The organism is Ruegeria sp. F12, from assembly GCF_056533885.1.
This window is the reverse complement of record NZ_JBQFOV010000018.1, coordinates 49,561-76,280: the sequence shown is the minus strand read 5'-3', so window position 1 is coordinate 76,280 and position 26,720 is coordinate 49,561. Positions and strand designations below refer to the sequence as shown.

Sequence of the window (26,720 nt, the reverse complement as noted above, 5' to 3'; positions counted from 1 at the left end):
CTGCGGTCAGCGTGGTCTTACCATGGTCAACGTGGCCAATCGTGCCGATGTTGACGTGCGGTTTTGTACGCTCAAACTTTTCCTTTGCCATTCCTCAGGCGCCCTTTTGCGATTTGGGGGACCCGTGGTCCCGTGGTTACATCTGCGCGCGCGAGATATTTGGTTCGCAGGGGAAAATCAAGCACATCCTGCGGGAAAAGCCGTTTACGACGCTGGATTTTGCGTGAGTTCACCGGAATCCAGCGGCTGGATCAGATCGGGGCGGCTTTTGAACCAACCGTTCTGCTGATGTTCCTCGGCCAGCCACTCTTCTATCTTGTCAGCAATCTTCAGAGAAAGACCTTGCATTTGCTCTTCCCGGGTTCTGGTATACCCGGAACCGATCAGATAGCTTTCCGTGGTTGTATCTTCCAGAACCTGGAAGCGTTTGTCCTTAGCTAGAATCTCTTTCTTTGTTGTATCATAGACTACGACATCCACGATAGCAGCGCTTTTGGGGTTTACTGGGGGAATCGCCCCTGGTGCTAAAGCGTATCCGCCGAGCCGAATCCCGATATCGATAGTTTGGTTACCATCGTACCGCCCCAAACGTGTCTCCATTGCGCTTTCAATTGCAGCTTTCCACTCTTCGGGCGTTGCATCTCTAGACACAGGCCCCTGAATAGCGTTCTCGGCGGTTGCGTAGTTAATACCCAGCCTGAATTCACCAAGCTCCTCGGGCGGTTCATAAACCTGTGTCTGGGTGCAAGCGCCCATCAGGGCCAGTCCGGTGATCAAGGTCAGAATGCGCAACATGGTCTCGTCTCGATAGGCCTGTTTTTCTTTGATCTAGCGCACCGATGCCACTTGTGCCAAGCCGCATCGGCAGATTTCCACTGTTGTGGGCGCGCAATCACGAAAATTTATAGTCGCGCGGGAAGCCATAGGGCGGCTTTTTCCCCACACTGGCACGCTTGGCCAGCCATTGAGACATATCCGCCTCGTGCCGGGTCTTGTCACCGCCCATGGACCATTTCAGGCCCTCTTCCCAGTTGAAGGTCGTGATATCAGACAATCCACCATCCAGCTCCAGCGTTCCCTGCCGCCCTCGTGCCATATTGTATTTTTGCAGGCGCACGCCTTTGCCGCGGGTCATCTCGGGCAGGTCTTCGGTGGGGAAGACCAGGAACTTGCCGTTTTGCGAAACGACAGCCACGTGATCCCCATCGATCGGTTTACAGATCATTGCCGTCTCGTCGCCCTTGACGTTGAGGACCTGTTTGCCATTGCGGGTTTGCGCGAGCACATCATCCTCGGGCACCATGAACCCGTTGCCCGCATCCGAGGCCACCAGCAGCTTGCGCCCCGGCTTGTGGATCAGGATGTCGATGATCTGCGCCTCGTTCGGCAGATCGACCATCAGACGCAGCGGCTCGCCCATGCCCCGCCCGCCGGGCAGGTTGGCCGCGCTAACTGTGTAGAACCGACCATTTGAGGCAAAGACCAGCAGGCGGTCGGTGGTCTCGGCATGGAAGATGAAACGCGGGCCGTCGCCATCCTTGAACTTCAACTCGCGCTTAAGGTCGATATGGCCGGTCATGGCGCGAATCCAGCCCATTTGAGAACAGACGACCGTGATCGGTTCCTTGTCGATCATCGCCTCAAGCGGCACTTCCTCGACCTGACCAGCCTCAGCGAACTGGGTACGGCGCGCGCCGCCTTCATAGTCTTTGCCGAAAGTCTTCTTGGTCTCTTTCAACTGCTCGGCGATCTTGGCCCATTGCAGGGCGGGATCAGCCAGCAGGTCTTCGAGATTGGCGCGCTCTTCCATCAACGCGTCACGCTCGCGGACCAGCTCCATCTCTTCCAGACGGCGCAGGCTGCGCAGGCGCATGTTGAGAATCGCGTCGACCTGAACTTCGGACAACTCGCCCTCGCCCGGTTTGGGCGAGATGTAATCGGATTCATCGGTTGCACGAACGTGGTCGATGCCCCAATCCTCGCGCATCAACGCGGCTTTCGGGTCGTCGTCGTAGCGTATGATGTCGATCACGCGGTCGAGGTTCAGGAAGGCAACGATAAAGCCCTCCAACACTTCTAACCGGTGGTCGATCTTAGCCATGCGGTGACGCGAACGCCGCAACAAAACCTCTTGCCGGTGGTCAAGGAAGGCGCGCAGCACTTCCTTCATCGAGCAGACCTTGGGCGTCACCCCGTCGATCAGCACGTTCATATTCAGGCTGAAACGCACCTCAAGGTCCGAGTTGCGGTAGAGCATCCCCATCAGCACCTCGGGGTCCACGTTTTTAGAACGCGGCTCAAGGATCAGACGAATGTCATCCGCGGATTCATCGCGGACATCGCCGAGGATGGGGATTTTCTTGGTCTGGATCAGTTCCGCGATCTTTTCGATCAGCTTGGATTTCTGAACCTGATACGGGATCTCGGTGACAACGATCTGCCACTGGCCACGCCCCAGATCCTCGACCTCATACTTACAGCGCAGGCGGAACGATCCACGCCCGGTGCGATAAGCCTGCGCGATATTCTCAGGGGGCTCGACAATCACGCCACCAGTCGGAAAGTCCGGGCCGGGGACATAGTTCAGCAGCGTGTCATCCCGCGCGTCCGGCGTCTTGATCAGATGCAGACAGGCGTCACAAAGCTCCGAGATATTATGCGGCGGAATATTCGTCGCCATGCCCACCGCGATCCCGCTGGCGCCATTGGCCAAAAGGTTCGGGAACTGCGCAGGCAGCACGACCGGCTCGGTCAGCGTACCGTCATAGTTGTCGCGGAAATCGACAGCGTCTTCGTTTAGACCTTCCAGCAGCGCTTCGGCCACGATGGTCATCCGCGCCTCGGTGTATCGCGAGGCCGCCGGATTGTCGCCGTCAATGTTGCCGAAATTCCCCTGCCCGTCGACCAGCGGGTAGCGGACGTTAAAGTCCTGCGCCAGACGCGCCATCGCATCGTAGATCGCGGCATCACCGTGGGGGTGATAGTTGCCCATCACATCGCCCGAGATCTTCGCGGACTTACGGAAACCCCCTGTCGCGCTGAGTCGCAGCTCGCGCATCGCATAAAGGATTCGCCGGTGAACCGGCTTCAGACCATCACGGGCATCGGGCAGCGCTCGGTGCATGATGGTGGACAAAGCATAGGTAAGGTAGCGTTCGCCAATCGCGCGGCGCAGCGGTTCGGCTACCTCGCCCCCGCCTTCGGGGGCCTCCATGTTGGGGTCATCGATCGTGTCGTTCATATATGATGTGATACGACGCAAGCGCGCCGCGGTAAAGCAACCGGCGCTCATTTTGCTGGGGACAAGTGGCGCTTTTTGCAACAGGGGGAGGCAACTGCTGGATTTCCCCCGATCTTTCGACTCGGGGCCTAAGATATGGTACGCTCCGGATCATTAAGCTGCTGCCTATTTCATGTTTCACGATTACCTGGGGGATGCGCCATGACGCGCCTTATCGTTATTAGTTTCGCTGCACTCGGCTGGTGCTTCTATGTCATGAGCGGAGGGCCCGAGTTTGAACCGCGCGGCCTGCGGTCAGAACAACCCGTGCGCGTTGCTGCCCAGCCCAGTCCGACTCAGATCGCACCAGCAGCCGCCGAGGCGCTTGTCACCAACGTGGCCGCGCGCACGCCGACCGTGCGCATCACACCGATCAAACAGCAACCCGAGATTGTCGAATTCGTAGCCGAACCCGCCAGCCTGGAGGGGTTCAATGGCTTGTCGGTGTTTGACACCCAAACCAGCGGCATCCAGCTTGCGTCGCTTGAGGACGGTGTGACGGGTCTGAAACAAGTCCCTGCCGAAACCCAACAGGCTGACCCGATAGCACCGGCAGAGCCGGAAAAGGACATCCGCGAAATCTCGGGCACGCGGGTCAATATGCGCGATGGGCCGGGCACGATCTATCCGATCATCGGCAAGGCCACGATTGGCCAGAAGGTCGAAATTCTCAGCGATTCGGGCACCGGCTGGCTGCGTCTGCGCGTGTTGCCACAGCAACAGGTCGGATGGATTTCTGCCTCGCTGGTCGGAAAATCGACGAACTAGCCAAAGCAGCAATTGTCCCGAGCTCAGCCTCACCCTAGCTATGGGCCAGGCTCAGGTTCGGGGACATGATGCAGAAATCAATTCTAATCACCGGCTGCTCGTCCGGTATCGGGCTGGACGCAGCACATGGAATGCGTGCACGGGGCTGGCGCGTCTTTGCTTCGTGCCGTCATCAACGTGATTGCGACCGGCTGCGCGCCCAAGGGTTTGAAAGCCCCTGCATCGACTATACCGACACCGACAGCATCACCACAGGGCTCGCCGAAGTGCTTGAGGCAACCGGAGGCACTCTCGACGCGCTGTTCAACAATGGCGCGCACGGCCTGCCCGGAGCAGTCGAGGACCTTCCCACCGACGGGTTGCGCGCCATCTTCGAAACCAATTTCTTTGGCTGGCACGAACTAACCCGCCAGGTCATCCCGGTGATGCGCGCGCAGGGGCGTGGCCGAATCGTCCAGAATTCATCCGTACTGGGACTGGTCGCGTACCCTTGGCGCGGCGCATATGTGGCGACGAAATACGCGATCGAAGGCCTGACCGACACGCTGCGACTGGAACTGCGCGACACAGAGATAAAGGTCATCCTGATCGAACCCGGCCCCATCACCTCGCGGCTGAGAGAGAACGCCATCCCGATCTTCGAACGGTTTATCGATTGGGAAAACTCCGCCCTTCGCAGCCGGTACGAAGGATCGCTGCTGAAACGGCTTTACGAATCCTCGGGACCCGACCGGTTTGAACTGCCGGCCTCGGCCGTGTCCGACAAGCTGGTCCACGCGGTCGAGGCCAAGCGCCCCCGCCCCCGCTACTACGTCACGACGCCCACATATATCGCAGGCTGGCTGCGTCGGATTTTGCCGACGCGGGTCATCGACCGCATCCTGTCGGATGTCTGAGACGAAATTACCGGTTCGCATTTTGGTCTCGCGGGTCTAGATGATAGGCCAATGTAATAAACGCGGACGGTGGACCCATGGACCTTTTGATGGTCGTATTGTTGCTGGCCATGGCGGCGGTTGTCGTCGTGCTGGTGATCGGCATTTCAAACTTCGGCAAGGCCGGGAAAAGTGCCGCGCTGAAAAGCAACAAGATGATGCAGCTGCGCATCCTGTTTCAATTCATTGCCGTGGTGCTGATCGTGCTCTACGTCTGGCTGCGCGGACAGGGAGGTCAGTAAATGGTCGTGCTTAACAAAATCTACACGCGCACAGGCGATGACGGCAAAACAGCCTTGGGCAATGGGGAGCGCGTTGCCAAGTATTCGGGTCGTGTTGCCGCCTATGGCACAGTGGATGAGCTGAACTCATTCGTCGGTGTCGCCCGAACTGAAGCTGATGGTGAGGTCGAGGCCGCACTGTCGCGCATCCAGAATGACCTGTTCGATCTGGGTGCCGACTTCTGCCGCCCCGACATGGATAAGGATGCCGAGGCCGAATATACGCCGCTGCGCATCGTCCCCTCGCAGATCGACCGGTTGGAAGCCGAAATTGACGCCATGAACGAGGCGCTGCAACCGTTGCGCAGCTTCATCCTGCCCGGTGGGTCTCGACTGGCAGCGCATCTTCATGTGTGCCGTACCGTCTCGCGCCGGGCCGAGCGTCTAGCGGTTGAGCTGACCAATATGGAACCGGTGAATGAAACGGCGGTGAAATACCTTAACCGCCTGAGCGACTGGTTCTTCGTGGCCGCACGCTGTGCCAATGAAAACGGCGCGGCCGATGTGCTGTGGATTCCGGGCGCAAACCGCTGAGGTGTTGACTCTACGGCACCTTTGTTGCGCGCCGTAGCGTCAAAAAACATGAAACGCGACGTCCCAAGCCCACGAGGTGACGATTTTGCCCTGTTGTCGCGTGACTTGAGACGTTATTCAGACGTCCGAGAGCATTGGTGGAGTCGCGTCGCGGCTTACCGTTATTTGTGAGGAGCAAGCGCAAAATGAAGGTACTCGTGCCTGTCAAACGCGTGATTGACTATAACGTGAAAGTTCGCGTCAAAGCGGACGGCAGCGGTGTTGATCTCGCCAATGTCAAAATGTCGATGAACCCGTTCGACGAGATCGCCGTCGAAGAGGCGATCCGCCTGAAAGAAGCGGGTAAGGCTGACGAAGTCGTTGCCGTTTCCATCGGCGTCAAGCAGGCGCAGGAAACTCTGCGTACCGCGCTGGCCATGGGTGCAGACCGCGCCATCCTGGTGGTCGCAGCCGACGACGTGCACACCGATATCGAACCGCTGGCCGTTGCCAAAATCCTGGCCAAAGTGGTCGAGGAAGAGCAGCCGGGCATCGTTCTGGCGGGCAAACAGGCGATCGACAACGACATGAACGCCACCGGTCAGATGCTGTCGGCTCTGCTGGGCTGGAGCCAAGGCACCTTCGCCTCTGAGGTGGATATCGAAGGCGACAGCGCCAAGATCACGCGCGAGGTTGACGGCGGTCTGCAGACCATCAGCGTCAAGATGCCGACCATCGTGACCGTTGACCTGCGCCTGAACGAGCCGCGCTATGCGTCGCTGCCCAACATCATGAAGGCGAAGAAAAAGCCTCTGGATGAGAAAACCGCCGCCGATTACGGCGTCGACGTCACTCCTCGTCTGGAAATCGTCAAAACCGAAGAGCCGCCGGCACGTGCCGCTGGTATCGTCGTGGGCTCGGTTGACGAGCTGGTTGCGAAACTCAAAGAAGCGGGGGCTGTGTAATGGCTGTTCTTCTTCTCGCCGAAGTCAACAATGGTGAGCTGGCGCTGGACGCCACCGCCAAAGCCGTAAACGCCGCAAAGGCGCTGGGTGACATCACCGTTCTAGCCGCAGGTGGTTCCGCCGCTGCTGCTGGTGAGGCCGCTGCAAAAATCGACGGTGTTGCCAAAGTTCTGGTCGCCGAAGACGAATCGCTGGGTCACCGTCTGGCGGAATCGACGGCAGCCCTGATCGTAGGCCTGGCCGATGGCTATGAGCACATCGTCGCACCGGCGACCACCGACGCCAAGAACGTGATGCCCCGCGTTGCAGCCCTGCTGGACGCGATGGTGATCTCGGATGCATCCGGCGTGGTTGACGGTTCGACCTTCGAGCGTCCGATTTACGCAGGCAACGCGATCCAGACCGTGAAATCGAACGACGCCAAGAAAGTCGTCACCTTCCGTACCGCATCCTTTGATGCGGCAGGCGAAGGCGGTTCGGCTGCCGTCGAGACCATCTCGGTCGGCGACAACCCCGGTCTGTCGTCCTGGGTTGAAGACAAGGTTGCCGAAAGCGACCGACCTGAGCTGACCTCGGCTGGCGTTGTTGTTTCGGGTGGCCGTGGCGTCGGCTCGGAAGAGGACTTCAAGCTGATCGAAGGTCTGGCAGACAAACTGGGTGCTGCCGTTGGCGCATCGCGCGCCGCCGTTGACTCAGGCTATGCTCCGAACGACTGGCAGGTGGGTCAGACTGGTAAGGTTGTTGCCCCCGACCTGTACGTTGCCGTAGGCATCTCGGGCGCGATCCAGCACCTGGCTGGTATGAAGGACTCGAAGGTCATCGTTGCAATCAACAAAGACGAAGAAGCACCGATCTTCCAGGTTGCCGATTTCGGTTTGGTTGCCGACCTGTTCCAGGCTGTACCGGAACTGACTGAGAAACTCGGCTGATCTTTAGACTGAGATCTTTAGACTGAGATTTTTCGACGAAAAATCTGATGGGCCCGCCGGATTGGCGGGCCTTTTCTTTAGCGCAAATTCTGGATTGGTCCGACCAACGCATCGGCAATCGACCGATGCCCTGCGGGTCCGATCATAAACTCGGCCATCGGTTGTTGCAGCGTACCGAACAACATATCCTCCAACTCATCCGACTGGCCCGAAACACGCACCGTTTCCCGCACAATCCGCGCGCAATAGGGTCTGACGGCGTTCAGCATCTCACGCGTCAACGGCACTTCTGTTTCCTGAACTGGTCGAGAGTCTTCCGATTGCCGTATGACGCGAAGGCACAAAAGGATCACCGGTGATTGCAGGCTTTGCAGCAGGCCGCCGACCTCCCGGACCCAGTTTCGGCGCAACTCTTCCGCCACAGCTTCGAACCTCGCATCCTGATGACCCTGCAGCAGTTTCATCAGATGATGCACGAAATTGACATCAGCGAAATCAATCTCGGGATAGAGCGAGATCAGGTCATCGGTCGCGGCAAGAAACCGGTCGTTCCGCCTTGGGTGCACACGATAGAAGCGATTCGATTGCCCCAAAAGGTCCGGAGCCTGTAAGACGCATAGCTCTGCAGCGTCTAAAATGGACTGCAGGCCTTTTTCCTGACAAAGCGCGTCGACGCCGCAAAACAGACTGCCGAGATTGAGACAACGCCGGTCCAACCGGTCCTCAAGCACTGCTGCAAAGGGACGATCGACAAAACGACCGAAGGTTTCTGTCCCTCCTGCACAAGCCATATATGGTGTATCCAAGGACCGCTTGGGCCCCCGAAACCAAAGCCGCGCACTAGAATATTGGCAAACGGCATCCTCGGGTATCCCCGAGCCTGTTTGATGATAGCTCATAACACTCACCCATTTTTCACCCGGGTGCCATCTTGCAGCCGTAAGTCTTGAGAATTCTCTAATGTGCGCATTTGAAGCAAATTGGATGCACCCGATGCTCTTGCCGCCCGCCCCAATCTACCGATACTGTCGCCCTGACCCGTGAGACAAAGGCACCGAAAAATGGATGTAAAATCAGTCGGAGTGATAGGCGCAGGACAGATGGGCAACGGTATTGCTCATGTCCTTGCCCTGGCGGATTACGATGTTCTTTTGAATGATGTCAGTCAGGATGCGCTCAATAGTGCTTTGGCAACAATCGAAGGCAATTTGGCCCGCCAGGCGTCGCGCGGCAAGATCTCGGATGAGGCAATGCAGAACGCGCTGAAGCGCATCACAACAACGCTGGAATTGCCCCGGCTTGGGCAAACCGATTTGGTGATCGAGGCTGCGACCGAGCGCGAGGCCGTCAAACAAGCCATTTTCGAAGACCTGCAACCCCATTTGCTGCCGCATACGATTCTAACGTCGAACACTTCGTCGATTTCGATCACGCGGCTCGCCAGCCGCACGGACCGGCCAGAACGGTTTATGGGGTTTCATTTCATGAACCCGGTCCCTGTCATGCAACTGGTGGAATTGATCCGCGGGATTGCCACGGATGAGGACACTTTTAGTGCCTGCAAGGCGGTGGTCGACAAGCTAGGCAAAACCGCTGCCAGCGCCGAGGATTTTCCCGCCTTTATCGTAAATCGCATCCTGATGCCGATGATCAACGAGGCCGTCTATACCCTTTATGAAGGAGTCGGGAATGTACAGTCCATCGATCAATCGATGAAACTAGGTGCAAACCACCCGATGGGGCCGCTGGAACTGGCGGATTTCATTGGCCTGGATACCTGTCTGGCGATCATGAATGTACTGCATGACGGGTTGGCCGATACCAAGTATCGTCCGTGCCCCCTGTTGACGAAATATGTCGAGGCCGGGTGGTTGGGTCGCAAGACGCAACGTGGGTTTTATGATTATAGGGGTGACGCCCCAGTACCGACGCGGTAAAGGGGCTAGCCCCCTCGCCCGGAAATTATCCGGGCTCACCCCCGGGATATTTCTAGCCAGATGAAGAGGCGGATCAGTGTTTGGGCGCCTCGCGCAGGGACAATGTGTGTTTTCTGAGCCAGGCCATGAAACCGCGCGGGTCGGTTTCGAGCAGCTGCATATCTTCGTCCGAGATCGGTTCGCCGATAACGGGGGACTGCGGTTTGTTGCAGGAGCGAACGATTTCATGCAGTAACAGACCCTGACGCAGGATCGCTGATAGTTTGTTGGCGATCTGGTAGGCGCGCGAATTGCTGCCTGGGAAGAAGATTGGCACGACCTGAGCGCCGGAGCGGCGGATCATTTTGGCAGTGAAGACATTCCATTCCCGCTCAATCGCGGGACCGAACCAGTCATCGGAGGACATCACTACGCCAGAGGGAAACAGTGCGACGACGCCACCGTTTTTGAGATGCTCCATGGCTTTGCCGCGCATTTCCAGCATTTTGGCTTGTGCTTCGGGGTCATGCGGGAAGGGCACCGGGATCATGAACGACGTCGCCGCCTCGTCAAGCCCGGTTAGAACCGAGCGAGTCAAGATGCGGTAGTCGCTGCGCACACGCCCGATCAGTTCGGCGAAGATCATCCCATCGACCATGCCGTGCGGATGGTTGGCAACCACAACGACCGGCCCTTCCTTTGGAATATTTGCGATTTGCTCCGGCGGGGTGGTCAGATCAATTCCCATAACCTCGAGCGCACCGCCCCAGAACCGTTGCCCTCGATAATACTCGTTCTTCTTTTCGAACTTGTTGACCATGCGCAAAATGGTCAGTTTGCCGGTGCACCATTCGATCGCGCGGATGGCTGTCGACGTCCACGCATCGTCAAAGGAATTTGCATAGGTCAGAGTTCTACGGTCGTAGATTTCCCCCTGATCCTCGACCCCGTTTACAACCGGGCCTGTCTTGGTCTCGTGCGTTGTTTCCGCCAATTCCTGGTCTTCCCGTTCTTGGTCCTGCGGCAGGTGCCGTTAGAACCCCTCGCCGAACTTGTCGTTCACCAGAGTTTCCAACGCATCGGCCAACGCCTCAGCATCCGGTCCGGACGTCTCGACGTCAATAGTCGTTCCACGCGACGCTGCCAACATCAAAAGGCCCATAATGCTGTCACCAGAGGCCGAAAGCCCATCTTTCGACACTTCTGCCTGAGCATCAAACCCTTCCACCACCTCAACCAGTTTGGCCGAGGCACGGGCGTGAAGCCCCTTTTCGTTAACGATCTTCAAGCTTCGGGTGGTCATGTATGGTCAATCCGGTCTTCGTCCAATGTCACATTTTGCGCATTGATATATTTTCGTCCAGCCTCCATCGCCAATCGCACGGCGTCGCTAATCGGCAAATGGCGAGATTTGGCCAGTTTGATCAGCATAGGAAGATTTGCGCCATACAGGATGCGCCGATCCTGTGGCGCACAGGCCCGCAGGCTGAGATTCGATGGGCTGCCGCCGAACAGGTCGGTCACGACAACGACGCCGTCGCCAGCATCCACGCTGTCGGCAGCGGCGCAAATTTCGGCCTGCTTTGCGTTCCGGTCATGATCGGCCTCGATCGAGATTGCGACCAGGCCGGGTTGTTGTCCAACGACATGCTGCATAGCCGCCAAGTATTCCTGGGCCAATCCACCATGTGCAACAAGTACGATCCCGATCAATCCGGCCTCACATTCAACAAGCGACGTTCCATTTCGCGGTGCCTAATTGCCACTTGCTGCCCCTCCTCCGCAAGGGCTTTTGCAACCGCCTCGGCGGTGGCGACCGATCTGTGTTGGCCCCCGGTACAACCAAAGGCAACCGACAGATGGGCCTTTCCTTCGGCGCGATAGGCCGGAAGCAGCAGTTTGAGCAAATCGACCACGCGTTCGAAGAACGGTGCATAGTTCGCGTCTGACTGAACATAGTGCGCTACATCCGGGTTTCGACCATCGTCTGCCCGCAATTCCGGCCGCCAATATGGGTTGGCCAAAAACCGGCAGTCAAACACCATATCCAGCCCGCGCGGTAGGCCGCGTTTATAGGAAAAGGACTCTATTGAAACCGCCAGATGCCTCCCGCCTTGAGGGGCAAACCAACGTTCAACCTCTTCACGCAACTGGTGTACGTTCAAGGGGCTGGTGTCGATCAGGGTGTCAGCAATCTCGCGGATGGGGGCAAGCAGTTCCTTTTCCTGCACAACACCGGTTTCAGGGCTGGCGTTTGCAGCGACAGGGTGGCGGCGGCGAGTTTCCGAAAAGCGCCGCAAAAGGATATCATCCGTACAATCCAGATAGAGCGTGGTCAGATCTACCTGCTCCATCCGGCGCAATTTCGCGGCCAGTTCGATAAAGCCAATGGTCGAGAAATCGCGATTGCGTGCATCAATTCCCAGCGCCATCGGCCGGTCGTCTTGCGAGCCATCCAGCAAGCGCAGAAGTAAACCCATCGGCAGGTTGTCGATGGCTTCGAATCCCAGATCTTCAAGCACACGAATCGCGGTCGAACGCCCGGCCCCCGAAGGACCGGTCACCAGAACGATGCGCCGTTGCGGTGTCATGTGTTGGGCCATTCCGGGTTCACCCGTCCCATTTTCAACATCTGAAAGAGTGCTGCGGCCAAATTGGGCACGCCGCCGCCCCGTAGCAAGGGAACAGTTTGCCTCAGGGCTCGAATTTCTAGCGGATCGGGTAGTCGGGCCTGTTCTGTTTGATCCATATCCACGATACAGGCGACGGGAACAGGCCCAACGTTTGTGGCGCACAGCAGGCCTACGCCTCGCGCCTCGATCAATCCGCCGATATTGGGAGCGGCCTCTGCGACGATGTTCTGGCCGTCCATGCGCAACACTACACGGTCGTCGCCCACCAGCCCGGCGCCCAAAGCCATCATTTGCAATGCAAGGCCGGATTTGCCGGACCCCGATGCGCCGATGATCACAACGCCCAGGCCATCTACCGCAACGCAACTGGCGTGGATGATGGCCTTGTCCTGATTTTCAGTATCAGAGAGGGGCGAGCCACTCATGGGTTAAACCGGCAGCCCAACCACAAATCGCGCACCCAGCGGGTCCGACGTGATGTCGGCTTCGGTCGGGCGAATATTTTCAGCCCAAATCACACCGCCATGCGCCTCGATGATCTGTTTCGAAATCGCCAGACCAAGGCCTGAATTGTTGCCGAAATGCTCGGCCGGGCGTTGCGAATAGAAGCGTTTGAAGACCTTGGTCAGCGCCTGTTCGGGAATGCCAGGGCCGGTATCTTCGACCACGATCAACACGCGGTTTTCGCGCCGCCGCACCCAAACGCGGATTGCATCGTTTTCTTCACAGAACGAAATCGCGTTGGTGATCAGGTTGACGAAAACCTGCGCCAGACGCGCCTCAAGCCCGTTGATGACAATGGGTTGGCTGGGCAGATCGGTGATATAGTCAATCCCTTTCGAGCGCGCATCCTCACCCAGATATTGCCCGATATTGCCAAGCAGCTTGAGCAGGTCCAAGGGCTGCTCCTCTTCTTTCACCAGTTCGGCATCCAGACGCGACGCGTTCGAGATATCGCTGACCAATCGGTCGAGGCGGCGCACATCGTGTTCGATCACATCCAGTAGCTTGTCGCGCTGATCCTCGCGCTTGACCATACGCAGGGTGCCAACAGCCGATTGCAGACTGGCCAGCGGGTTTTTGATTTCATGCGAGACATCGGCTGCGAACTGTTCGTTGGCATCAATGCGGTTGTAAAGCGCCGTCACCATCCCCCGCAGCGCGCGGCTGAGGCGTCCGATTTCATCTGGTCGCGCCGACAAGTCGGGGATACGAATACGTCCGGGATTAACCCCTGTTCCGCGGTCTTTTCCGGTTTCTGCCGCCGCAGCAAGATCGGCAAGTGGGTTTGCAATGGTCGAGGCCAGAACAAGGCTGAGCCCAATGGAAACCAACAGCGCCACGACGAACATTTGCAGGATCCGCTCCTGCTCGCGCCGGGCCAAAGCGTCAATCTCGCCCGCAGGTCCTGCCATGGCGACGGCACCGACCGGCACGCCTTCCAGCTGGATTGCCGAGGCCGCGACGATCACCGTCTCACCTGCGTCATCTTTGACCGCCTGAACCTGCGTCTGCCCCTCTAGGGCACCGGGAATAATGGCCTGAACCCGTTGCGCCAGGGTCGGAGCGACCCCTTGATCGTCACTGGTGAAAACCCGTGACAAGCCCGTCCAGACAGCATTGAGCGCGTCGCTGATCAACGTACTGCCTGTCTGAATATCCGCATCAACGCTCAGCAGACCCGGCATTTGTGTCTCACCGCCGCGTGTCCAGCCGATCAGAGTGCCTGAGCCATCGTAAACAAAGACTTCACCGCCTTCGGGCAGGCTCAACTCGGCCAGAGTATCCTTGACGTCCAGCTCTCCGGCATATTCAGACAGGCCAAATTCGCTTTGTCGCAACTGCGCTTCGAACACGTTACTGACAAGCTGGGCGTCCCCCATCAGGTTCTGCGCGGTTTGCGCCACCTGCTCTTCCCGCGAGTCATCCAGATACAGCAATCCGGTGACCAATGTAACTAGAGCGATCAAATTGAAGGTGATGATCTTGCGTGCCAGCGGCGAGCCGCGCAGGGCAAACAGGTTGCGACGGCTGCGCGTCGCGTTCAGTTCGGCCGCGTCGGCATCCTGCGGGATGACCCAGTCATCCCCCAATACGACATCCCCGTCGCGAAGCTCATTGGCGTGTTCCGTATCGCGCACCAGACCCGACTACCTTTGCTTATTCAGTCAAAGTTATTCTTCGTTGTACCGATAACCGATGCCGTACAGCGTCTCGATTGCCGAAAACTCAGGGTCGGCGGCGCGCATCTTTTTGCGCAGACGCTTGATATGGCTGTCGATGGTGCGGTCATCCACATAGACCTGATCATCATAGGCCACATCCATCAACTGATCGCGGCTTTTGACGAAACCGGGACGTTGCGCAAGCGCCTGAAGCAGCAAGAACTCGGTCACCGTCAGCGACACATCCGATCCTTTCCAGCTAACAGCATGGCGCAGCGGGTCCATCCGCAGTTCTCCCCGCTCCATGACTTTAGCATCGCCAGTGGTTGCAGCGGTGGCATCTCCCGAGGTCGCCTCCTGCCGGCGCAGCAGCGCGCGGATACGTTCGACCAGAAGACGCTGCGAGAACGGCTTTTTGACATAGTCATCCGCGCCCATCCGCAGGCCCAGAACCTCGTCGATCTCGTCGTCTTTCGAGGTCAGAAAGATCACCGGCATCTGGGTTTTCTGCCGCAGACGTTGCAACAGGTCCATGCCATCCATGCGCGGCATCTTGATATCCAGAACTGCCATATCCGGCAGTTTCTTGTTAAATGCGTCCAACGCGGCCTGTCCGTCATTGTACGTCTCGACCTCAAAGCCTTCGGCCTCAAGCGTCATGGACACGGACGTCAGAATGTTTCTGTCGTCGTCCACCAATGCAATCTTCGACATCGGGTTAGCCCCTATTCCTGCTCACTCATGCAATATATCGTTATTAGTAAGATATTTCTGGCGTTTTTAAGGCCGCGAATCAATCCGTATCTGCGAATCGTGCGATTGTTGTCACACAGATGCGGCAAAAAAGCCGTTAATGTTGCCGGAAAAGCGCCCTTATTTCGGTCGTGAAAAAAGTGATGGCGCTAAACTTGGACTTGGTTGCGCTAACTGCGTCAAACCCGCCTGTTCATGTCCTGAATGACCATGGTAAGACGCGCCCACCCGCCGGTTTTCCCGGCTAATTGCCCAAATGGCGCATCCGGCCCAATCGCCCTGCGCCGCCACACGGAGAAGACACACATGACATCTGGACGGGTTAACCCGCAATTCCGCCTCGAAGATCAGGGCATCGAGGGTCTGGGCAATGTCTATTACAACTTCATGGAACCGGCGCTGATCGAAGAAGCGCTGAAGCGCGGCGAGGGTACTCTGGGCAATGGCGGGGCCTTTCTGGTCACCACCGGCAAGTTCACCGGCCGCTCGCCCAAAGACAAACACGTCGTGCGCACCGACAGCGTCGCTGAGCACATCTGGTGGGAAAACAACGCTGAGATGAGCCCCGAAGGCTTTGATGCGCTTTACGAAGACATGCTGGCCCATATGAAGGGTCGTGACTATTTCGTGCAGGATCTCGTCGGGGGCGCCGACCCGACCTATTCGATCAACGTGCGCATGGTCACTGAACTGGCTTGGCACAACCTGTTCATCCGCCACCTGCTGCGCCGTCCGGATCGGGAGGACCTGGATGAGTTCACCGCAGATTTCACCGTCATCAACTGCCCAAGCTTTCAAGCCGACCCGGCAAAGCATGGCTGCCGGTCCGAGACCGTGATCGCGATGAACTTTGACCGAAAGCTGATCCTGATCGGCGGCACCGAATATGCGGGTGAGAACAAGAAATCCGTCTTCACCTTGTTGAACTACATGCTGCCGGAAAAGGGCGTGATGCCGATGCATTGCTCGGCCAACCATGCCGTTGGCAACCCGGTTGATACGGCCGTGTTCTTTGGCCTGTCGGGCACGGGCAAAACCACCCTGTCCGCTGACCCGGCCCGCACCCTGATCGGTGATGACGAGCACGGCTGGTCAGATCGCGGCACTTTCAACTTCGAAGGCGGTTGCTATGCCAAGACGATCAACCTGAACGCTGAGGCCGAGCCCGAAATCTATGCGACCACCAGCAAGTTCGGCACTGTGATCGAAAACATGGTGTTCGACCCCGAGACCAAGGAACTGGATTTCGAGGACGACTCGCTGACCGCAAACATGCGCTGCGCTTATCCGCTGGAATATATCTCGAACGCGTCCAGCAGCGCGCTGGGTGGCCACCCCAAGAACATCATCATGCTGACCTGTGATGCGTTCGGCGTGCTGCCTCCGATCGCGCGGCTGACGCCTGCGCAGGCCATGTATCACTTCCTGTCGGGCTTCACGTCCAAAGTGGCCGGGACCGAGCGTGGTATCACCGAACCGCAACCCACCTTCTCGACCTGCTTCGGCGCGCCTTTCATGCCGCGTCGCCCGGAAGAATATGGCAACCTGCTGCGGGACAAGATTGCTCAGCATGGCGCAACCTGCTGGCTGGTCAACACCGGCTGGACCGGTGGGGCCTATGGTGTGGGCAGCCGGATGCCGATCCGCGCAACCCGCGCACTGCTGACGGCCGCTCTGGACGGGTCCCTGCGTGATGCCGAGTTCCGCAAGGATGCCAATTTCGGCTTTGACGTACCCGTTTCGGTGCCCGGCGTCGCCGAGGTTCTGCTGGACCCGCGCCGTACTTGGGATGATCAGGCGGCCTTCGACAAACAGGCCGAGAAATTGGTGCAGATGTTTGCCGCGAACTTTGAACAATATCTTCCATTCATAGACGAAGATATCAAAGCCGTCGCAATCGGGTGAGAAGACAGAGGGGCACTTTCGCCCCTCTTTTCGTTTGAGGAGTCTCACCGCATCGTGATCACGCATAAGTTGTAATATGCACGTTGTATTTACAATGCCGTTGCCCGAAGTGTCGGATTGAGGTATCTCACCATGTCATTAGCATGACAAAGCCCGGCGCTTGACGCGCCGGGCAAAACCAAAAAACCTAAGGGTTGCCTGATCGCACACTCACATTTGCGAATTTGGCCGCCTAATCAAGTACTAAAGAACCAAAAAAGGGGATGAGTGTCAATATGAGACGTGCTGGAAAATTCTGAGACCGGTATGTTTCTTCCGCTTCATAAACTCGGCGGGCGACACAGGAGATAACATGACTGAGATTTCGAAACTGACAGAACTTCGCAAGCTGATGCAAAGCATGGAGCGCACATTGGGGCTGGAGCAACTCTCTCCGGTTGAGCGCGACATCTACTACGCAGCGGAAGAACTGTCGAAGAATGATCAAGAAGTCCGCACATTCGGTCTGATCGAACACACGCTGGTACAAAGCGTCTCTCGCCCAACGTTTTTCCGGGCGCTGAAATCGCTGGTACAAAAGGGATACCTGTCGCAAAGCGGCAACTCAAATCGGGGCCGATATATCGTTCATGCCCCAAGATGATGCCCCCAATGCGCGCGGCGATGGCTGACCATCGTGCGCAAATGGGCCTCTGAAACCTTCTTCGCCTCGTTGGCTTATATCGTGGCATCATTCCTCACGTTCGAGGTTTTGATGCCGCTGCAAAACCTGTTCTTCCCAGAATATCCAAGCCGGGCCAGTCTTCTGTTTCTTCCGCATGGCGTGCGGGTTCTTTCTGCATGGTTGTTGGGATGGCGAGCCATCTTCGCGCTGCTGCCAGGTGTTTTCATTGTATTCGCCGTCATCGGCGGAGCCGACGTATTTTTACCCAGCCGACTTGCTGCAATAACTATTGCCGTTACGACGGTTCCAGCAGTGTTCTATTTGCTGAAGTGGGCCGGTTGGGACCTATTCCCACGCAGCGACCGCAAACCCTGCTGGGCTTGTATCATGGGTGTAGGAGTCATCACGTCCTTCCTTGTCTCAGGCCTGACCAATATGGCTTTTGGCAGCGCCCGCGTTGAATACGTCGCCTATTTGATCGGCGATATCTCGGGTTTGTTCTTCCTTATGCTCGGGCTCTACTTTGCGTTTCGGTTTGCAGATAGGCGTGCCTAGCCAAAGACGGCACGCCGCAACAGATTTAGCCCCCCAAACAGCAACACCAGCAATGTAATCTTGCGAAAACGCGCCTGATCAATACGGGCTTGCAACCGCAGCCCAATCCACATTCCGGCAAGCGCAGGGACAACCAAGATCGCTGAAAAAGGCACCGTCTCGGCGCGCAGAATTCCTGAACCCAGATGCGCCACGACCAGCGCCACGGCGCCCAACCCATAAATAACGCCTTGCACCCGCATTTGAATGTCTTTTGGCGTGTTCATCGCCGTCAGGTAAAGCACCGTCGGCGGCCCCCAAATCCCCGAAATCCCTCCGACAAACCCAGCAACGGCACCAATCGTGGCTTCAATCCATCGAGACGGCTCCGAAAGCGTCAACTTCAGCCCAGCAACCTGAATCAGCGCAAAAAATGTCACCGGAATGCCGATCAAAAACAGAAACGTGGTCTCGGGGACAAGACTGACCAGCATCGCGCCAGCCAGGAGAAACAGAAGTCCGGTTAGCAAGAAAACGCGAAACTGGCGCACTGCATCGACAGCAGCCGGAAGCCCGCCGCGAAGAGCCTGAACGACGTTTGTTACCAATGCAGGCAGGATCAATCCGGCCAACGCCAGTTGCGGTGGTAAAAAAATGCTCATCCCCGACATCAGAACCATCGGCATGGCAAAACCGACCATACCCTTGATCCATCCCGCTGCAAAAGCCACGAGCAGCGCGAACAGAAAATCCTGTGGAGATAAAAGCGAAAACAGTGTCATCCACCCGTGATATCACTCCAGTCGGTTTCTGCATCGCAAAATCTCTTGAGTAATTATTGAACTTTTTTTTGCCTTTGCACGTATTTTTGTTGCGCTGCATGTGCAGCATGGTATGACCAATCGACCCAGAAAAGGACGTGATTCATGGCCCATGACGGACAGGATATGACCCAGATGACAGCATCCGCGATTTTGCCCGACCTACTGACACTGACCCGCGCCGCCGTTCCGGCTGTGGAGGCGGTGTTTGACCGCGCGCGCAAATCAGTGCGCGAAATGGTAAGCGCCGAGGGCCGGGTATCCGGAGCGTTGATCGAAGCCAACCAGACCGCCGCCCATGGCCTTGCATGGCTGGCCACCTACAACCAGTCTCTGCAACAGATGCAACGCTGGGCCGAAGCGCTGGAGGCCGACGGCAAGTTCGGCGAGATCGAACAGTTGCTGCACCAGATCGCCTTTGGCGAATACCTACATCAGGTCGCTGGCGGCATCCCCATGAATCAGGGCGAAGTTATCCGCCTGCAAGACATGGGTCTTGGATGGGACGCGCTGTCTGGTTTCCAAATTCCTGAAGTCCAGAGTCTGATGGCGCAGGCAAACTCGCAAGCCGCTCGTAGCCGCCTTGTCGAATTGATGGAGGATCAGGCTGGTGCCACAATGTTTGGCGCCTCAGGCCTGGATGAAGAACTGGAAATGATCCGCGACCAGTTTCGACGCTATGCCGTCGAAAAGGTCGAGCCGCACGCTCATGAATGGCACTTGAAAGACGAACTGATCCCGATGGAAATCATCGAGGAACTGGCTGAGATGGGCGTCTTTGGGCTGACCATCCCCGAGGAATTCGGCGGGTTCGGCCTGTCCAAAGCCTCGATGTGCGTGGTGTCCGAGGAACTGTCTCGTGGATATATCGGCGTGGGTTCTCTAGGCACGCGGTCCGAGATCGCGGCCGAGCTGATCATCGCTGGCGGCACGGATGAGCAGAAAGCCAACTGGCTGCCGAAACTGGCCAGCGCTGAAATCCTACCTACCGCCGTCTTCACCGAGCCCAACACCGGGTCCGACCTTGGCAGCCTGCGCACCCGTGCGGTCAAGAACGCCGAAGGCGACTATGAAATCACTGGCAACAAAACCTGGATCACCCATGCGGCCCGGACCCATGTGATGACCTTGCTGGCGCGCACCAACCCCGACAGCACCGACCACCGTGGTCTGTCGATGTTCCTGGCCGAGAAAACGCCCGGAACAGATGAAGACCCTTTCCCAACCCCCGGCATGACCGGCGGCGAGATCGAGGTTCTGGGCTATCGCGGCATGAAGGAATACGAACTGGGCTTTGACGGCTTCAAGGTCAAGGGCGAAAACCTGCTGGGTGGCGAAGAAGGCAAAGGCTTTAAACAGCTGATGGAGACTTTCGAATCCGCCCGTATCCAGACCGCCGCCCGTGCCATTGGCGTGGCTCAGTCAGCGCTGGATATCGCCATGCAATACGCACAAGATCGTAAGCAGTTCGGCAAATCCCTGATCAACTTCCCGCGCGTCTCTGGCAAGCTTGCGATGATGGCGGTTGAGATCATGATCGCGCGCCAGCTGACCTATTTCAGCGCGTGGGAGAAAGACCACGGCCAGCGCTGTGATCTTGAGGCGGGCATGGCCAAGCTGCTGGGCGCGCGAGTCGCTTGGGCTGCTGCGGATAACGGGCTGCAAATCCACGGCGGCAACGGCTTTGCGCTGGAATACAAGATCAGCCGCGTCCTATGTGACGCGCGGATTCTAAACATTTTTGAAGGAGCTGCCGAAATTCAGGCGCAGGTTATTGCAAGACGTCTGCTGAGCTGAAACGGCATTCCTGTTTCCCCAACTTGACCCGGCGCACGCGCCGGGTCTTTTTTCTGCCATCGGTCCTCGACCGCCGACCGAAAATAGCCCCCTGTACCTGCCCCTGGAATGCCGTTAATCAACGACGACACTCAGCAGGGTTTTCATCGTTATGATCCGACATTTTCTGGCCCTTTTCCTGACCTTCGCGGCGGTGGCACTGGCAGCGTGCGCAACGCAGCCTCCGACCGCCAGCCAGAACGAAATAGACGAGCTAGCCAGCGCGATCCGCAGCCTGAGCCCCACCGTGGACCCAACCGAAGCTCAAACAGCTGCAACCATCTCCTATACGTATTCTCAATACCTGGCGCGCGAATGGAATGTCAGTGACTCGGCGATCATCCATAACGCCAAAGTCATTAACGGCCTGCGAGAAAAGGGGTTGTGTAACGATTGGGCAGAAGCCATGACAGCTCGTCTGCGGCAGGAAAACTTCGAAACGTTGGACTTGCACTGGGCGACGTCTCCTCCAACTGCGTTTCGCATCATCCACCATTCTGCCCTGATCAGCGCCAAGGGGGCGTCCATGTACGAGGGGCTGATCCTTGATCCATGGCGCAATAGCGGTGCGCTAACCTGGGCCCCCACGCGCGAGGATACCCGGTACAACTGGCGCCCCCGCAGCGATGTCAGGGCCGAGTTGATCAGTGGCGAGAACCCCTATTGAACCCGGCTTCCCACGGCGGCAACAGCGAGGCAGAAACCTCTCATGGTAAGATTGATCCTGACATTTCCTCTGCTGGCTCTGTTTCAATGCGGCACAGATGAAACTGTCGCCAGCTATGGTGCAGCGGATCAAATCTGGACCTTAAAGGAAATCGACAGCCAACCCTTTGCCGCGAGCGCGCAGTTGCAGTTCCATGGGGATGGCAAGATCAGCGGTCACGCGCCCTGCAACAGCTATAGCGGCACCTTGAACGCCCCCTACCCGTGGTTCGAAATCCAGGGCCTGAGCGCAACACGTGCGGCTTGCGCGGGACTGGAAGCTGAAGGGATGTATTTTGCCGCTCTGCTGGCGATGACCCAATCTGAGGTCTCCGGCAATGTGCTGATCCTGCGCAACGAAGACGGGCATGAGATGGTGTTCACAGCCGCCGAGTGAAGCGCTCGACAAACCGGGTTCGCGCTTCGGGCACTGGCTTATGCCCTAGCGCCGGGGCCAAATGGTTCTCAAGAAAATAGCCTGTCGTGAGCAGCCCCTGCGCGATCTCCTCATCCGGCGCGGATCCCTCGCCCCGTAAACAAGGTGGAAGCGGCAATAGCCGATCCGCCCATTCGCCTGCACCTTGGGCACTGACCGCGCGCCCGGTTTTGGGCGAGACATAGACCAGCCCCTCGGTCGATCCGGTCACAGCGCAACTAGACAAATCCAGCCCAAATCCAAGCTCTTCCAGCAACGCCAATTCCCAGAGCAGATAAGCCAAAGGCCAGACCTCATCCTGCCCCAGCAAATCCATCAACTGTTCCGAATGTTTGTAAATCGCCGGATGCGGCTCACGTTCAGGCAGGCAAAAGGACAGCAAGGCGACCACCGAATTCAACCCGGCCAGCGCCAGACGCCCTGAAAACGCCGCGGCCGCGCGAGATCGGAGCGGCTCGACCTGAAACGTCCCGATATGTTCTTCAAGCCGCGCCCGCCACAACACATCCAATTGCGCGCCTGGTTGCAGGATTGGCGCGATCTTGCGACTGGTCCCACCTCGCACAACGCCCGCATGCCGACCATGGGCTTGGGTAAATACCTCAATGATCGCCGCCGTCTCACCATGTCGGCGAGTGGTCAAGAGTATGCCGTGATCGCGCCAGTCCACTGTTTTGCTACCAGGCAGGAACGCAGATTGAGAAAAATCGAAAAAGGCTGAGCCCGTCGTACATTTATTATCCAAAACGTTTGTTAAAGATACTCACCATTATTCTAGTTTCGACGCGCCACCAACGATCTTGGATCAAGCTGTTTTCCCACGGTACAGACACGGTTCCGCCGCTTGCTAGAGCAATTGTACTCCACCGCTGCAATCGGCTCGACTCGCAGTCTGTCTGACTGCTTACCGTATCGAGAAGTTAAAATAGCTCGGGCTGAATCTACAGCCTGTTCCATTGTCTGCGTTCTGGCGGGAATGACATACACCACCCCCCCGCTTCGCCACAAATGCTTATGTCCCCCCGTTCGGCAGCACTTTGAAGTTACCTCCTCTTTGACCTTCAAACAACGCGAATTGACCACCAGAATGAACAGGAACACTATCCAACATAGCGCCAGGAACACCGCTTTTCTTTTTCCGCGATATCCACTCTGCATTTATGTTGAAGCCAAATGGGCCCATTACGTAACCGCCGTTATCCCCCCTGCACTTTTTTGTAGTCCCGTTCTTAACAGGACAAAACACGCCACCGGCAAATGGCATTTGACCCGATCCGAAGTGCAATATCATCAAATGCACGTCGTTTGCGCTCAACTGCTTCTGAGGCCTACTGTCACTTGCGCCCCCAAGGGTTGTTGAGCAATCGCTATCGAAGGTAATTGCAATGCGACAATCAAATAAAGGCCTAAACCCAAAAAGCAGGTCTTCAGGAAGTTCAAATCGATTTCCTTTTTTTTAGAGAAACTGCGTCAATACCAATAGATTTTTTTATCGCAGCGGCATCGCACACACCTAAGAAAATAGGATGCCGAGCCTGAGTGAAGAAGAAATCACTCATTCGGGGTCAGCACCAATCAACCAAGAAATTGTTGCTTTCCAAACACAAAAACGGCTTGGCTCCGTGGGCCTATAGCAACCCCTCTTCCCCCAGCAGATGACGCCCTTGCCGATCCTCGACCTCGATTACCCAAAGGTCAGGATCAAAACTACGTTGTTTCGCGATGGCAGCATCGACATCCCTTTCGGACCCCGAGGTTAGCTCGACCCATTTCCGCTCGCCGCTCAACAGATCGAAGCTGCGGTGAAAAGCTGTGGCCTGCCCGTCCAGCGTGTTCAGCTTGATCAGGACGGCCCCTGCGGTATCATCGCCATGTGCGACGACAAAAGCGGGTATTTCCTGAAACCGCAATCGGGCCAGATAGGCGTGAACCCAAAACTCTGCGGTCAGACGGGCCATGTGCGCCGTCCATCGACAAGCGCCGAGAATTTTCGTCGAACATTCTTAGCCCGTGTCATGCGTTGCCGTCTTTGAAATCCAGACCCATTTCCGAATACCGCTCGGATTCCTCCAGCCAGTTAGGCCGGACTTTCACTTGCAGAAACAGATGGATTTTGCGGTCGAGAAACTCTTCCAGTTCAGCGCGGGCAGCCTGACTGACGGCTTTAATCGTCTCGCCCCGCTTGCCCAGCACTATGCCCTTGTGACCGTCGCGCATGACGTAGATGACCTGATCAATCTTGGCCGAGCCGTCCTTGCGCTCTTCCCAATTCTCAGTCTCGACGGTCAGTTGGTATGGCAGTTCCTGATGCAGGCGCAGGGTTAGCTTTTCACGCGTCATCTCGGCTGCGATCATGCGCAGCGGCAGATCAGCAATCTGGTCTTCGGGGTAGAGCCATGGGCCTTCGGGCAGTTCGCGTGCCAGCCATTGGCGCAGGTCGTCGACACCGTGACATTTTTCTGCGGAAATCATAAAAGTCTCGGAAAAAGAATAGCGTGCGTTCAAGTCGCTCGTCAGCGCCAGCAGTTTTTCCGAAGGCACTTTGTCTATCTTGTTGATCGCAAGCGCGACGGTACGGCTTTGACCAATTTCCTCGAGCCCTTCGAGGATACGTTCAACGCCTTCTGTGATACCGCGATGGGCCTCGATCATCAGAACGACGACATCCGCATCAGCTGCCCCGCCCCAGGCTGCGGCGACCATGGCGCGGTCAAGACGGCGGCGGGGTTTGAACAGGCCAGGCGTATCGACAAAAACCAACTGTGCGTCGCCTTCCATCGCCACGCCCCGGATGCGGGCGCGGGTTGTTTGTACCTTATGCGTCACGATCGAGACCTTGGCCCCGACCATGCGGTTCAGAAGGGTGGATTTGCCCGCGTTGGGCTCTCCGATCAGGGCGATAAATCCGGCACGTGTGGTCATGTGTATTGCGATCCTGTTTGCAAGTGCGCACCCCTATAGCAGAAAGCACCGGCGGGCCAGAGGGTTTTGTCAAGGTGAGCGTGTGTGGATCATCGCGCCTGTGTGCTTCGAATTGGCTGCGCCAATCCGACCGGGAGGGGGCCAACCCCCTCGCCCGGATTTTGTCCGGGCTCACCCCCGGGATATTTTTGGCCAGATGAAGGGGATCCGGGCAGAAACGAGTGGGACTATTTAGGTAGGCTGTCCAGCAAGGCCTTGGCCGCTGCTTGTTCCGCTTGGCGTTTGGAACCTGCGGTTGCCTGCGCTTCGGCACCGTCTTGCAGACGGGCCGCGATGGTGAAGATCGGGGCGTGATCGGGGCCGCTGCGTTTGATTTCAACGTAAGAGGGCGGCTTTTGGCCGCGTGCTTGCGCCCATTCCTGAAGTGATGTTTTTGCGTCGCGCGCGTCGGCCTCGACCTTGTGGATCCGGTCGCCCCAGAGGCGCAGGATCACGTCGCGGGCGGCCTCGAACCCGGCATCGCGGTATATGGCGGCGATCACCGCCTCCATCGCGTCGCCCAATAGGGCTTGTTTGCGGCGGCCACCGGACAGCATTTCTGACCGACCCAGTTTCAGCACCGCACCCAAATCGATCTGGCGAGCGACATCGGCGCAGGCCTCTTTTCGCACCAGCGCGTTAAAACGGGGTGCCAATTGCCCCTCTGATGCCTTTTTGTCGGCTTCCAGCAGGGCGGTGGCCATGACCAAACCCAACACACGGTCGCCCAGAAATTCGAGCCTCTGATTATCGGGGCGCGTCGGCGAGGACACCGAGCCATGGGTCAAAGCGCGCAGCAGCAATTCAGGGTCGGAAAATTGGTACCCCAAACGGTGCTGAAACGCTTTTATCTCGGCCGAAAGTTTCAATTCACCGCCTTGAAGAACCGATCCCCGCGCCAGGTCCAGAAGAAGAGCATCGACCGGCCAGCGGACGAGAACATGATCCGGTCGGCCCGACCGATCAAGTCCTGATAAGGGACAAATCCCACTCCGCCCGCGGATTGCGGCAGGCGGCTGTCGCTGGAGTTGTCACGGTTGTCGCCCATGAAGAAATAATGGCCTTCAGGCACAGTGTAGATTCCGGTATTGTCCGACCCTTGGTTGCCGATATTCAGCACGTCATACGAGACTCCATTGGGCAGAGTTTCGATCATCCGCGATTTTTCGCAGCGACCGCCAAACCCGACCGGGCCATTTTCACAGCGCGGGCGCAACCCTTGCGAACCCTGAGGCTCGGCCAGTTCGGTGAACACACCATCGGGTTGTTGCGGAACCGGCGTTCCGTTTAGAATGATCTGACCCCCGCGGATCTGAATTCGGTCACCCGGCAAGCCGATCAGACGTTTGATGTAGTCGCGACCATTGACCGGGTGACGGAACACAATCACATCGCCGCGCTCGGGTTCACCGCCCCAGATACGCGTGTCTTCATCGCCCGGTAGCCAGCCGCAGATATCCTCGGCATCGATGTTGAGGCCAAAGCGGGGAATGATCAGGCTGGGACAGGAGGCGTAGGAATAGCCATACGCCATCTTGTTGACGAACAGAAAATCCCCGATCAGCAAGGTCTGTTTCATCGACCCCGATGGGATCCAGAAAGGTTGAAAGAACAGTGTGCGGAATACGCCTGCGATCAGCAAAGCGTAGACGATGGTTTTGATCGTCTCCCATACGGGATTTCCGGTTTTGACGTCCTCGGCCATACTGCTCTCCGGTCC

30 protein-coding genes are annotated in these 26,720 nt (G+C 57.5%); 13 read left to right on the top strand and 17 right to left on the bottom strand.

The features are described from left to right. From ACR0CA_RS19100 to parC, 3 genes are all read right to left on the bottom strand, one after another. Window positions 1-91 (bottom strand): GTP-binding protein (locus ACR0CA_RS19100; RefSeq protein WP_215675807.1); only part of this gene is annotated, 91 nt, incomplete at its 3' end. Window positions 92-204: 113 nt separating this feature from the next. Beyond that, a complete protein-coding gene (locus ACR0CA_RS19095; protein WP_480900721.1) occupies window positions 205-795 on the bottom strand; it encodes a hypothetical protein in 591 nt (196 codons plus the stop codon). 97 nt (window positions 796-892) lie between these two features. Beyond that, window positions 893-3,241: a DNA topoisomerase IV subunit A gene (gene parC, locus ACR0CA_RS19090; protein WP_480900720.1), complete on the bottom strand. Its 2,349-nt coding sequence runs from the start codon at window positions 3,239-3,241 to the stop codon at window positions 893-895. Between the two features lie 201 nt (window positions 3,242-3,442). On the opposite strand from parC, the gene ACR0CA_RS19085 reads away from it, so the two are divergent. The 6 genes from ACR0CA_RS19085 (at window position 3,443) to ACR0CA_RS19060 (ending at window position 7,671) form a co-directional block, all read left to right on the top strand. Further along, the gene (locus ACR0CA_RS19085) at window positions 3,443-4,048 is read left to right on the top strand and encodes an SH3 domain-containing protein (RefSeq protein ID WP_480900718.1); all 606 of its coding nucleotides are present in this window, start codon (window positions 3,443-3,445) and stop codon (window positions 4,046-4,048) included. A 68-nt stretch (window positions 4,049-4,116) separates the two neighbouring features. Continuing rightward, window positions 4,117-4,944, top strand: a complete 828-nt coding sequence (locus ACR0CA_RS19080; RefSeq protein WP_480900717.1) for an SDR family NAD(P)-dependent oxidoreductase — start codon at window positions 4,117-4,119, stop codon at window positions 4,942-4,944. Between the two features lie 77 nt (window positions 4,945-5,021). Next, window positions 5,022-5,225, top strand: a complete 204-nt coding sequence (locus ACR0CA_RS19075) for a twin transmembrane helix small protein (RefSeq protein ID WP_170356709.1) — start codon at window positions 5,022-5,024, stop codon at window positions 5,223-5,225. Then, entirely contained in the window at window positions 5,226-5,798 is a 573-nt protein-coding gene (locus ACR0CA_RS19070) for a cob(I)yrinic acid a,c-diamide adenosyltransferase (RefSeq protein WP_170775376.1), read from the top strand. 185 nt (window positions 5,799-5,983) lie between these two features. Beyond that, window positions 5,984-6,742 carry an electron transfer flavoprotein subunit beta/FixA family protein gene (locus ACR0CA_RS19065; protein WP_170775374.1) on the top strand — a complete coding sequence of 253 codons (759 nt, stop codon included), beginning with the start codon at window positions 5,984-5,986 and terminating at the stop codon, window positions 6,740-6,742. After that, window positions 6,742-7,671, top strand: coding sequence for an electron transfer flavoprotein subunit alpha/FixB family protein (locus ACR0CA_RS19060; protein WP_170775372.1), 930 nt, complete (start codon window positions 6,742-6,744; stop codon window positions 7,669-7,671). The genes ACR0CA_RS19065 and ACR0CA_RS19060 overlap by 1 nt, the downstream gene beginning before the upstream one ends. A gap of 77 nt (window positions 7,672-7,748) precedes the next feature. On the opposite strand, the gene ACR0CA_RS19055 is transcribed toward ACR0CA_RS19060, so the two are convergent. Continuing rightward, complete coding sequence (locus ACR0CA_RS19055; RefSeq protein WP_480900714.1) at window positions 7,749-8,570, bottom strand: DUF6473 family protein; 822 nt, start codon at window positions 8,568-8,570, stop codon at window positions 7,749-7,751. Between the two features lie 162 nt (window positions 8,571-8,732). Between ACR0CA_RS19055 and ACR0CA_RS19050 the strand changes: the two genes are divergently transcribed. Next, entirely contained in the window at window positions 8,733-9,608 is an 876-nt protein-coding gene (locus ACR0CA_RS19050; protein WP_170775370.1) for a 3-hydroxybutyryl-CoA dehydrogenase, read from the top strand. A 73-nt stretch (window positions 9,609-9,681) separates the two neighbouring features. Here the strand turns inward: ACR0CA_RS19050 and ACR0CA_RS19045 are convergent, their stop codons facing one another. The 7 genes from ACR0CA_RS19045 to ACR0CA_RS19015 are packed head-to-tail and all read right to left on the bottom strand — an operon-like array spanning window position 9,682 to window position 15,099. After that, entirely contained in the window at window positions 9,682-10,581 is a 900-nt protein-coding gene (locus tag ACR0CA_RS19045) for a lysophospholipid acyltransferase family protein (RefSeq protein ID WP_480900712.1), read from the bottom strand. A 39-nt stretch (window positions 10,582-10,620) separates the two neighbouring features. Beyond that, window positions 10,621-10,890, bottom strand: a complete 270-nt coding sequence (locus tag ACR0CA_RS19040) for an HPr family phosphocarrier protein (RefSeq protein WP_170356715.1) — start codon at window positions 10,888-10,890, stop codon at window positions 10,621-10,623. Further along, window positions 10,887-11,300, bottom strand: a complete 414-nt coding sequence (locus ACR0CA_RS19035; RefSeq protein WP_480900710.1) for a PTS sugar transporter subunit IIA — start codon at window positions 11,298-11,300, stop codon at window positions 10,887-10,889. Before ACR0CA_RS19035 ends, ACR0CA_RS19040 begins: the two co-directional genes overlap by 4 nt. Then, the gene (rapZ, locus tag ACR0CA_RS19030) at window positions 11,297-12,178 is read right to left on the bottom strand and encodes an RNase adapter RapZ (protein ID WP_480900709.1); all 882 of its coding nucleotides are present in this window, start codon (window positions 12,176-12,178) and stop codon (window positions 11,297-11,299) included. The genes ACR0CA_RS19035 and rapZ overlap by 4 nt, the downstream gene beginning before the upstream one ends. Beyond that, window positions 12,175-12,645 carry an HPr kinase/phosphorylase gene (locus tag ACR0CA_RS19025; protein ID WP_480900707.1) on the bottom strand — a complete coding sequence of 157 codons (471 nt, stop codon included), beginning with the start codon at window positions 12,643-12,645 and terminating at the stop codon, window positions 12,175-12,177. Before ACR0CA_RS19025 ends, rapZ begins: the two co-directional genes overlap by 4 nt. Before the next feature lie 3 nt (window positions 12,646-12,648). Beyond that, window positions 12,649-14,361, bottom strand: a complete 1,713-nt coding sequence (locus tag ACR0CA_RS19020) for an ATP-binding protein (RefSeq protein ID WP_480900706.1) — start codon at window positions 14,359-14,361, stop codon at window positions 12,649-12,651. A gap of 33 nt (window positions 14,362-14,394) precedes the next feature. Continuing rightward, a complete protein-coding gene (locus tag ACR0CA_RS19015) occupies window positions 14,395-15,099 on the bottom strand; it encodes a response regulator transcription factor (protein ID WP_170775352.1) in 705 nt (234 codons plus the stop codon). 345 nt (window positions 15,100-15,444) lie between these two features. On the opposite strand from ACR0CA_RS19015, the gene ACR0CA_RS19010 reads away from it, so the two are divergent. The 3 genes from ACR0CA_RS19010 to ACR0CA_RS19000 all read left to right on the top strand — a co-directional run bounded on the left by ACR0CA_RS19010 (window position 15,445) and on the right by ACR0CA_RS19000 (window position 18,262). Beyond that, a complete protein-coding gene (locus tag ACR0CA_RS19010; protein WP_480900704.1) occupies window positions 15,445-17,043 on the top strand; it encodes a phosphoenolpyruvate carboxykinase in 1,599 nt (532 codons plus the stop codon). 352 nt (window positions 17,044-17,395) lie between these two features. Next, complete coding sequence (locus ACR0CA_RS19005; protein ID WP_170775348.1) at window positions 17,396-17,686, top strand: hypothetical protein; 291 nt, start codon at window positions 17,396-17,398, stop codon at window positions 17,684-17,686. Window positions 17,687-17,719: 33 nt separating this feature from the next. Next, window positions 17,720-18,262, top strand: a complete 543-nt coding sequence (locus tag ACR0CA_RS19000) for a hypothetical protein (protein WP_331252778.1) — start codon at window positions 17,720-17,722, stop codon at window positions 18,260-18,262. Here the strand turns inward: ACR0CA_RS19000 and ACR0CA_RS18995 are convergent. Continuing rightward, complete coding sequence (locus tag ACR0CA_RS18995) at window positions 18,259-19,023, bottom strand: sulfite exporter TauE/SafE family protein (RefSeq protein WP_170775346.1); 765 nt, start codon at window positions 19,021-19,023, stop codon at window positions 18,259-18,261. The two genes, ACR0CA_RS19000 and ACR0CA_RS18995, sit on opposite strands and share 4 nt — an antisense overlap. Before the next feature lie 144 nt (window positions 19,024-19,167). Here ACR0CA_RS18995 and ACR0CA_RS18990 point away from each other — a divergent pair, with 144 nt between their 5' ends. The 3 genes from ACR0CA_RS18990 (at window position 19,168) to ACR0CA_RS18980 (ending at window position 22,000) form a co-directional block, all read left to right on the top strand. Then, a complete protein-coding gene (locus ACR0CA_RS18990) occupies window positions 19,168-20,859 on the top strand; it encodes an acyl-CoA dehydrogenase family protein (protein WP_480900701.1) in 1,692 nt (563 codons plus the stop codon). 151 nt (window positions 20,860-21,010) lie between these two features. Further along, window positions 21,011-21,565 carry a hypothetical protein gene (locus tag ACR0CA_RS18985; protein ID WP_480900699.1) on the top strand — a complete coding sequence of 185 codons (555 nt, stop codon included), beginning with the start codon at window positions 21,011-21,013 and terminating at the stop codon, window positions 21,563-21,565. Window positions 21,566-21,607: 42 nt separating this feature from the next. Continuing rightward, window positions 21,608-22,000 carry an META domain-containing protein gene (locus tag ACR0CA_RS18980; RefSeq protein WP_480900697.1) on the top strand — a complete coding sequence of 131 codons (393 nt, stop codon included), beginning with the start codon at window positions 21,608-21,610 and terminating at the stop codon, window positions 21,998-22,000. On the opposite strand, the gene recO is transcribed toward ACR0CA_RS18980, so the two are convergent. The 5 genes from recO to lepB form a co-directional block, all read right to left on the bottom strand. Beyond that, on the bottom strand, window positions 21,984-22,709 hold the full coding sequence (gene recO / locus ACR0CA_RS18975; protein ID WP_170791610.1) for a DNA repair protein RecO: 726 nt from the start codon (window positions 22,707-22,709) through the stop codon (window positions 21,984-21,986). The genes ACR0CA_RS18980 and recO overlap by 17 nt on opposite strands. Window positions 22,710-23,667: 958 nt before the next feature. After that, a complete protein-coding gene (locus tag ACR0CA_RS18970; protein ID WP_170775332.1) occupies window positions 23,668-23,997 on the bottom strand; it encodes a DUF1491 family protein in 330 nt (109 codons plus the stop codon). Between the two features lie 55 nt (window positions 23,998-24,052). Next, the gene (gene era, locus ACR0CA_RS18965) at window positions 24,053-24,961 is read right to left on the bottom strand and encodes a GTPase Era (RefSeq protein WP_480900696.1); all 909 of its coding nucleotides are present in this window, start codon (window positions 24,959-24,961) and stop codon (window positions 24,053-24,055) included. Window positions 24,962-25,188: 227 nt separating this feature from the next. After that, window positions 25,189-25,869 (bottom strand): ribonuclease III, encoded by a 681-nt coding sequence (rnc, locus tag ACR0CA_RS18960; protein WP_480900694.1) that lies wholly within the window; start codon window positions 25,867-25,869, stop codon window positions 25,189-25,191. Further along, window positions 25,866-26,705 carry a signal peptidase I gene (gene lepB / locus ACR0CA_RS18955; protein WP_170791612.1) on the bottom strand — a complete coding sequence of 280 codons (840 nt, stop codon included), beginning with the start codon at window positions 26,703-26,705 and terminating at the stop codon, window positions 25,866-25,868. Before lepB ends, rnc begins: the two co-directional genes overlap by 4 nt. Window positions 26,706-26,720 lie beyond the last annotated feature (15 nt).